Source organism: Mesorhizobium sp. M7A.F.Ca.MR.362.00.0.0, from assembly GCF_004023175.1.
Classification (GTDB): Bacteria; Pseudomonadota; Alphaproteobacteria; order Rhizobiales; family Rhizobiaceae; genus Mesorhizobium.
This window is the reverse complement of record NZ_RZTF01000182.1, coordinates 3,548-10,168: the sequence shown is the minus strand read 5'-3', so window position 1 is coordinate 10,168 and position 6,621 is coordinate 3,548. Positions and strand designations below refer to the sequence as shown.

Sequence of the window (6,621 nt, the reverse complement as noted above, 5' to 3'; positions counted from 1 at the left end):
GCCAAGGTTCATTCTCGTCACGTACTGGAAATTTCGGGATCGCGCCTGCCGACGCAAGCCGCCCCAACGTCCTCGCCGGCAGCGTAATGTCGCCTCGAGATCGGCCCATGCCATCGCCAATGTCCATTGGCCCAAATTTGAAACACCAGGTGGGTGATCGATCTAGATTGTTTTAGAGTTTATTGGACTTACCCGATCGGCACAAAGCTGAAGCCGGGGCGCTTGACTTAACCGCACCCGATCGGCGTTCGCTAAGCATCATCAGGATCCATCAAGGCATGACCCCCTCGCCTCCCTTTCTCGGCTTTCCAGACCGTCTCGCAGATGGTCACATGCCCCGCGCGGTGATCTTCGGGGCCGGTCACGGCAGCACTTATCCCGGCAAGGACAGCCGCGGCCATGCCTTGGCGGCGGATGCGATCCGCGTTGCGAGCCAGGACGATGCCGCGTTCGTCGAGCACTGGGATTTCGATCTCGGCGGCCCGCTGTTCGACGGCAAGCCGGCCTCTTGCATCGACGCCGGCGATATCTTGACCACCATGCATGACAATGCCGGCAACAGGGTCAGGATCGAGGCAAAAACGCGCGAAATCCTGGCATTGCCGGCCGTGCCGATCCTGATCGGCGGCGACTGTTCCATGAGTTCCATGACCATTCCCTTCCTCGCCGGCTTTGCGGAGCACGGGCCGGTCTGGGTCCTGCAGATCGACGCCCATATCGACTGGCGCGACGAGGTGTATGGCGAACGCCACGGCTATTCGAGCCCGATGCGCAGGGCGAGCGAGATGCCGCATGTCGCAGGCATGGTGCAAGTCGGCCTGCGCAGCGTCGGCAGCGCACGCATCACCGAGATCGAAGCGGCACGGCGCTATGGCAGCCACTTCGTGACCGCCCGCGAGGTTCACGCTCAGGGCGTCGAAGCCGCGCTCCGGCATATTCCGGAAGGCGCGCGGGTTGTCGTCACCCTCGACTGCGACAGCCTCGATCCAAGCGTCATGCCGGGCGTGGCGGCGCGTACACCCGGCGGCCTAACCTACATGCAGGTGATCGACCTGATCGCCGGCCTCGGCAGACGGGCCCGGATCGCAGGATTCGACCTTGTCGAGTTCTATCCTCCGGCCGACATTGACCGCCTGTCAGCGCTGACCGCCGCGCGCCTTCTCGTCAATGTGGTCGGCACCGTCGTCCGGCAGGTTTGATATCAAAACCCTGCTTTTCGCCGCAGACCGGCCCAAAGGCGCGTGAGCGAGCTTGCGGTTGAAATGCCCTTTTCCACACCTGGGTACTCGATCCTGCCTTGTCCGGCCGGCTCGTCGCTCCAGACCAAGTTGAAAGCAATGCCCTTGAGCCCAAGCTCCCCGATCCGGCGTACGATCGTCTCCTGCAGATAGATATCGGATATTCGCACCCCATCGGCACGCTCGGGCAGCTTGAATATCTCGGTACCGCCGATTGCGTCCGCTCGAAGGACGAGGCTTTCGATCACCATTATGCCGCCATCGTCAAAGCGAACGATCTTTGAACGTTCCTCATCCAGCGCATCGATCACGGTGGTGACATTGAAGAGCGATATTGGCTCGTCAGCACGAAGCGGCAGGAATTCACCGTACGGTTCGAGGGTTGGCCGAAGCAACTTCAACGCCCTCGCCCGCAGGATGAGCACATGCTCGCCAAGCCATGGAAAATCTGAATATTGCCGGAGCGTACCGTCCTCGTGTTCGCACAGGATCTCCATCCTGGGCGGATGCCATTGTGTCTGCTTCCGGCCGCAGAGCGTCGAAAACAGCTGGTAGTCGTCCGCTTGTCCAGGAAGGACCCATTCCTGTCCTTCGACCACACTCAGGACATAGATATTCATCCGATCCCCCGCACATCATTGCCTTGGTAGGCTCGGCCTGCTGCGCGGCTCTTCGCGCGCGTTCTCACCGCTGGTCCGCGACAGCCGTTTGCGGCACCGGCGGCAATTCGGGTGCATCCATCCCCTTGAAAGGGTCACGCCAGGCGCCGATGTCTTCAAGCCGACGGTACCAGCGGCTGACAGAGGAATAATCGTCGAGCGGCAATCTGGCGGCTTCGTTGAACGGCAGGAAGGTCGCCATTCGAAAATCGGCATAGGAAACCGAATTCCCGACCAGCCACTGCCGCTCGGCAAGCACGGCGTCGAGTATTGCCGCGGCCGTATGGAATTGGTTTAGGCCCTCCTCCACCCGCTTCTGATCGATCGGGCCGATGCCGTACCGCTGTTTGGTCCCACGTTCGAAATGCACCATGTCGCAAGCGAATGCGAAGTGCTCCTTGCCCCAGCTCAGCCAGCGGATCATCTCGGGTTCGTCATCGCCGGTGCGCCAGAAATCCGAATGCGCATCGCGCGAGAGCCGGCAGGCTATGGCGTCTGCCTCCCAGAGGCTTTTTCCCTCTTCTTCCGCGAGGATGGGCAGCGAGAGATTGGGATTTAACCGGCGAAATTTCTCCGCTTGCCCCGGAGCGAATGGCGAGGCAAATTCAAATTCGACTTTCGCGTCGAGGTAGCGTGCCACCGCGAGCGCGAGCCGAGGGTTCGGATTGCGGCTGAAATACAGCTTCATTGGGCACCGACGGTCTGAGCGACCACGCCATAGTCGATCATGGGCGGTCTCTATGCAGCTTCGAAGCCAGCTCGAGCGTCCATGTATCCTGACGGACTGGGCTCGCTTTTCATCATCGTTTTTCGCCAAGCTTCCTGCTCGGCATTTATCAGAGCCAATTCCCAAACACAGGCAACAACAGGTCTCTTTACCGTATCCATCGGTTCGGCGGCGGAATACAGCTTCCGATAGATATGCTGACAAAGCACCGAACCTTGTATCCACCAGTGAACCGAGATGGAAACACCCAGCTCGCCAGGATGAATAATCACAAAGCCCATGCCATTGTCGTCACCCTCGTCCACCACACGCGGCAGAACCTCCTGTCGCACGAATGACTGTGCCAGGGTCACCATGGGTCCGTCGACCTTCTTGTTGTCTGCGACGAGGCCATAGACTTTGAGCTTGAGACCGCCAATGTCCCATTGGCCCAAATTCAAAACACCACGTGGATGGTAGATCTCGATTGTTTCAGAATTCACTGGGCTCACTCCAATTCAGCCATTCGCGCACGACGCTGCAGCAGACGTACCTGATAGCTCAGAACACGCTTCGCGGCAGGCTCGATCAACATCACGCTAGGCTTATCGATAAACTCACCATCGAAATCCACCGGGCTTGCAAGGCCATGCCAGGGTTCGATGCAAAGAAATGGCGCGCCGCCGGGTTTGGACCAGATACCCAATTCCTGGAATCCCTGCCACAACATCTCGATCGCGGGACCGCTCTCGGCAGCGTAGCGCACGCTGGAACTGACGGGCCGATCCATGATCACCGCGTCCTCGCCGAAGAGCCTTTCGGAGAGTGCCAGCCTTTTGCCTTCCACAGGCGTCGGTTGTGGCGCTTTCAGCAGCAGGCCGTCCTTCAGGCGGCGGATCGGCGCTTGCTCGGCGGAGGCAAAGGTCAGCTGGTAATCCGTCTTGGCCAGATCCGGAAGCAAAGGCCAATTGAACGCCGGGTGCGCCCCGATCGATGCCGGCAGCGGCTCATCGCCGGTGTTGGTGATGTCGAAGGTCACATCAAGCTGATGGCGGTCCAGCGTGTAAGTCACTGCCAGGCGAAAGGCGAAGGGGTAGTGCGCGCGGGTATCGGCATCGTCGGTGAGCACCAACGTGCAGGATCGTGGTCCCCTCTGCGCCCAGGCGAACGGCTTGTCGCGCGCGAAGCCGTGCTGGGTCATCGGATAGGTCTGGCCGCGATGGCGCAGTTGGTCGCCCTTCAGCCGGCCGACGATTGGAAACAGCACCGGCGAGTGACGCCGCCATTCCGGACCGGCCTGCCACAGAAACTCTGTGCCGTCGGCATCGCGTAGGGAGACAAGTTCGGCGCCCTGCCCGACAACAGTCGCCGAGATGCCGTCACCGTGAAGCGTCAGGCTGTCCTGTTCCATGCGTCCTCGCGGCTATCTGGCGTGGCCGGCAGGCTAGCAAAAGGGGACGTGCGAACTCAAGAGCGGCAGATTTACATCGCGTCTCAGTCAGCCGCGATGAACGATCCACCGCACATGGCAAATGCTGCCTCAAATAAAAAACCGTGGCCGGAGGTTTCCCTCCGGCCACGATAAGTTGCGAAATGTTGCCTGCTACGGTCCGGATTACTCGCGTTCGCCGGTGAAGTTCAGCAGCAGCTGGAAGATGTTGATGAAGTTCAGATAGAGCGAGAAGGCGCCGAAGACGGCAAGTTTCTGGCGCGATTCCGCGTCGAAATTCTCGGCATACTGTTCTTTGATCGTCTGCGTATCCCAGGCGGTCAGGCCGATGAACACGGCGATGCCGATCACCGAGATGGCGAACTGCAGCGCGGTCGAGCCGAGGAAGATGTTGACGATGCTGGCGATCACCACGCCGATCAGGCCCATGATCAGGAACGACGAGAACTGGGTCAGGTCGCGCTTTGTCGTGTAGCCGTAGAGACTGGTGGCGCCGAACATGGTGGCGGCGATGAAGAAGGTGCGCGCGATGCTGGTTCCGGTGAAGACCAGGAACACGGAGGCGAGCGACAGGCCCATGACCGCGCAGAAGGCCCAGAACATCGCCTGGGCACTCGCCGCCGACATGGTCTGCATTTTAAACGAGAACAGCAAGACGAAGGCGAGCGGTGCCAGCATCACCACCCATTTCAGCGGGCTGGAGAAGATCGGCACGTAGAGCGCCGGCGTCGATGAGATCATGAAGGCGACGAGGCCGGTGACCACCAGGCCGACGCCCATGTAGTTGTAGACGCGCAGCATATGCTGGCGCAGGCCCTCGTCGAAGATGGCTCCGGTTTGGGCGCCGGCGCCGACGCGATATCCCAGATTGGGGGTGTTCATTTGCGTTCTCCTTTGTGGATCGATCAGTAAAGCGTCTTGGCAAGCGTCTCGGCGGCGCGGTCGAGGTCGTGGACCTCGCTTCGTCCGACCACCGCATAGGCGACATCGCCGATCTGGAAATAGGCCGACGAAATGTCGCCCGAGGGCGCTATCGTCGGCTTGACGACGTCGAAGGTTCCGGGCCGGATCGCAAACAGCGACACCAGCCCCATGTCTTTCGTCTCGACCGCCATCTCGACGCTCGGCCCAAAGCGCGACGGATAGATCTGCACGTCGCGCACCCTCCAATCCGTCGGCAGCGACGGAATGACGATGGCAGTGGCGGCGCGGATTTCGCCGGCGTTGTAATTGGGCGTTTCCGCCTGCGATGGCATGCTCTCGCGCACCAGCGTCGTCCTGTGGGCCTGCACCGCCTCGTCGACATAGGCGGGCGGCTGCGGCGAGGCGACGACCTTGGTCACCGACATCGGCCCGATGATGCCGTTTGCCAGCCAGCCGGCGGCGACGAAGCCGGCGACCGCCGCCGCGCGTTGCAGCACGCCGAAGAGCCGGCCGCGGGCAAGCCCCCTCTCCAGCCGCCGCGCGGCATCGGCGGTCGCGGGGCGCGCCATGCCCTTGGAGCCGGCAAGCGCCACGCGCAGTTCATCGCGGGTCCTGAGATCCGACATCACGCGCGCCGCCGCCTCCGGGCGAGCGGACAAGAATGCTTCGACCTCGATGCGGCGGGTGACGTCGACCTGGTCGTCGACATAGGCGTCGAGGTCGATATCGGTCACGGGATCGACAGTTGCGGTCATGACGGGCCTCCAACGATCCTGAGGTGGTTTTTTGCCTTCGCCGGCTCCTCCATCTCGCGCAGTGCGGCGCGCGCCCTGCCGATGCGGGACATCAGCGTGCCGAGCGGCACGCCGCTGGCATCGGCGGCCTGTTGATAGGAGAGGCCTTCGATGGCGACGAGGTGCAGCGCTGAACGCTGTTCTTCCGGCAGGCTGAAAAAAGCCTCGCGCACCTGCGCCAGGCGCACCGAATGCTCCTGTGGTGCCGGCGTGCTGCCGTCGGCCAGGTATCCAGCCTGTTCGACGCGCGACGCTTCGGACTTGCGGGACCGCATCTTGTCGATGAAGGTGTTGTGGACGATCGACAGCAGCCACGCGCGCAGGTTTCCGCCGGAGCGGAACGTGCTGCGCCGCTCATAAGCGCGCACCAGCGCGTCATGGACAAGATCCTCGGCGTCGGTGCTGTCGCGCGTCAGCGAGCGCGCATAGCGACGCAGCGAACCGAGCTGTCCTATGATGTCAAAGCGTGGCACCGGCGGTTTCATGTCCTGTTTACGGAGCATGTAGGGATTTTAATCCCTGCCCTGCCAATTTTTTCCCTTTGAGGACATCGTTCGAATGTAACGATTGTTGCCGGCATCAATTTTATCATTGGTATCGGCACAATGTGCGATGCCCGGTAGATCGTGCCTACTTCACACGCCTCTTCTCCAGCTTCCTCGCCAGCGTCCGGCGGTGCATGCCCAACCGTCGTGCTGTCTCGGAAATGTTGAAGTCGGCCTCCACCAGCATTTCGTGGATGCGCTCCCATTCGAGGTTCTTTATCGAGGTTGGTCGCTCGGCGAGCGGCACCGAAGCATTGCCTTCGACCTGGCCGAAAGCCGCTTCAATGTCGTCTGTATTGGCGGGG

The 6,621-nt window shown here is 61.4% G+C and carries 8 protein-coding genes and 1 pseudogene (1 of these 9 running past the window's edge); 1 reads left to right on the top strand and 8 read right to left on the bottom strand.

Annotated features, from left to right (window positions below; translation table 11 throughout):
• The first annotated feature begins 278 nt into the window (after nucleotides 1-278).
• The gene (locus tag EOC06_RS21085) at nucleotides 279-1,199 is read left to right on the top strand and encodes an agmatinase (protein ID WP_128308695.1); all 921 of its coding nucleotides are present in this window, start codon (nucleotides 279-281) and stop codon (nucleotides 1,197-1,199) included.
• A 2-nt stretch (nucleotides 1,200-1,201) separates the two neighbouring features.
• On the opposite strand, the gene EOC06_RS21080 is transcribed toward EOC06_RS21085, so the two are convergent.
• The 8 genes and pseudogenes from EOC06_RS21080 to EOC06_RS21045 form a co-directional block, all read right to left on the bottom strand.
• A complete protein-coding gene (locus EOC06_RS21080) occupies nucleotides 1,202-1,858 on the bottom strand; it encodes a DUF1629 domain-containing protein (protein ID WP_128308694.1) in 657 nt (218 codons plus the stop codon).
• Nucleotides 1,859-1,922: 64 nt separating this feature from the next.
• Complete coding sequence (locus tag EOC06_RS21075) at nucleotides 1,923-2,585, bottom strand: glutathione S-transferase family protein (RefSeq protein WP_127272303.1); 663 nt, start codon at nucleotides 2,583-2,585, stop codon at nucleotides 1,923-1,925.
• 50 nt (nucleotides 2,586-2,635) lie between these two features.
• Entirely contained in the window at nucleotides 2,636-3,106 is a 471-nt protein-coding gene (locus EOC06_RS43030) for a hypothetical protein (protein WP_127396593.1), read from the bottom strand.
• A 5-nt stretch (nucleotides 3,107-3,111) separates the two neighbouring features.
• Entirely contained in the window at nucleotides 3,112-4,014 is a 903-nt protein-coding gene (locus EOC06_RS21065; RefSeq protein ID WP_127271128.1) for an aldose 1-epimerase family protein, read from the bottom strand.
• A 204-nt stretch (nucleotides 4,015-4,218) separates the two neighbouring features.
• Complete coding sequence (locus tag EOC06_RS21060) at nucleotides 4,219-4,935, bottom strand: Bax inhibitor-1/YccA family protein (RefSeq protein ID WP_127271130.1); 717 nt, start codon at nucleotides 4,933-4,935, stop codon at nucleotides 4,219-4,221.
• A 23-nt stretch (nucleotides 4,936-4,958) separates the two neighbouring features.
• Nucleotides 4,959-5,732 (bottom strand): anti-sigma factor, encoded by a 774-nt coding sequence (locus EOC06_RS21055; RefSeq protein WP_128308693.1) that lies wholly within the window; start codon nucleotides 5,730-5,732, stop codon nucleotides 4,959-4,961.
• Entirely contained in the window at nucleotides 5,729-6,274 is a 546-nt protein-coding gene (locus tag EOC06_RS21050) for a sigma-70 family RNA polymerase sigma factor (RefSeq protein WP_127321069.1), read from the bottom strand. The genes EOC06_RS21055 and EOC06_RS21050 overlap by 4 nt, the downstream gene beginning before the upstream one ends.
• Before the next feature lie 127 nt (nucleotides 6,275-6,401).
• Nucleotides 6,402-6,621, bottom strand: a pseudogene (locus EOC06_RS21045) (response regulator transcription factor); it runs 315 nt beyond the window's last position.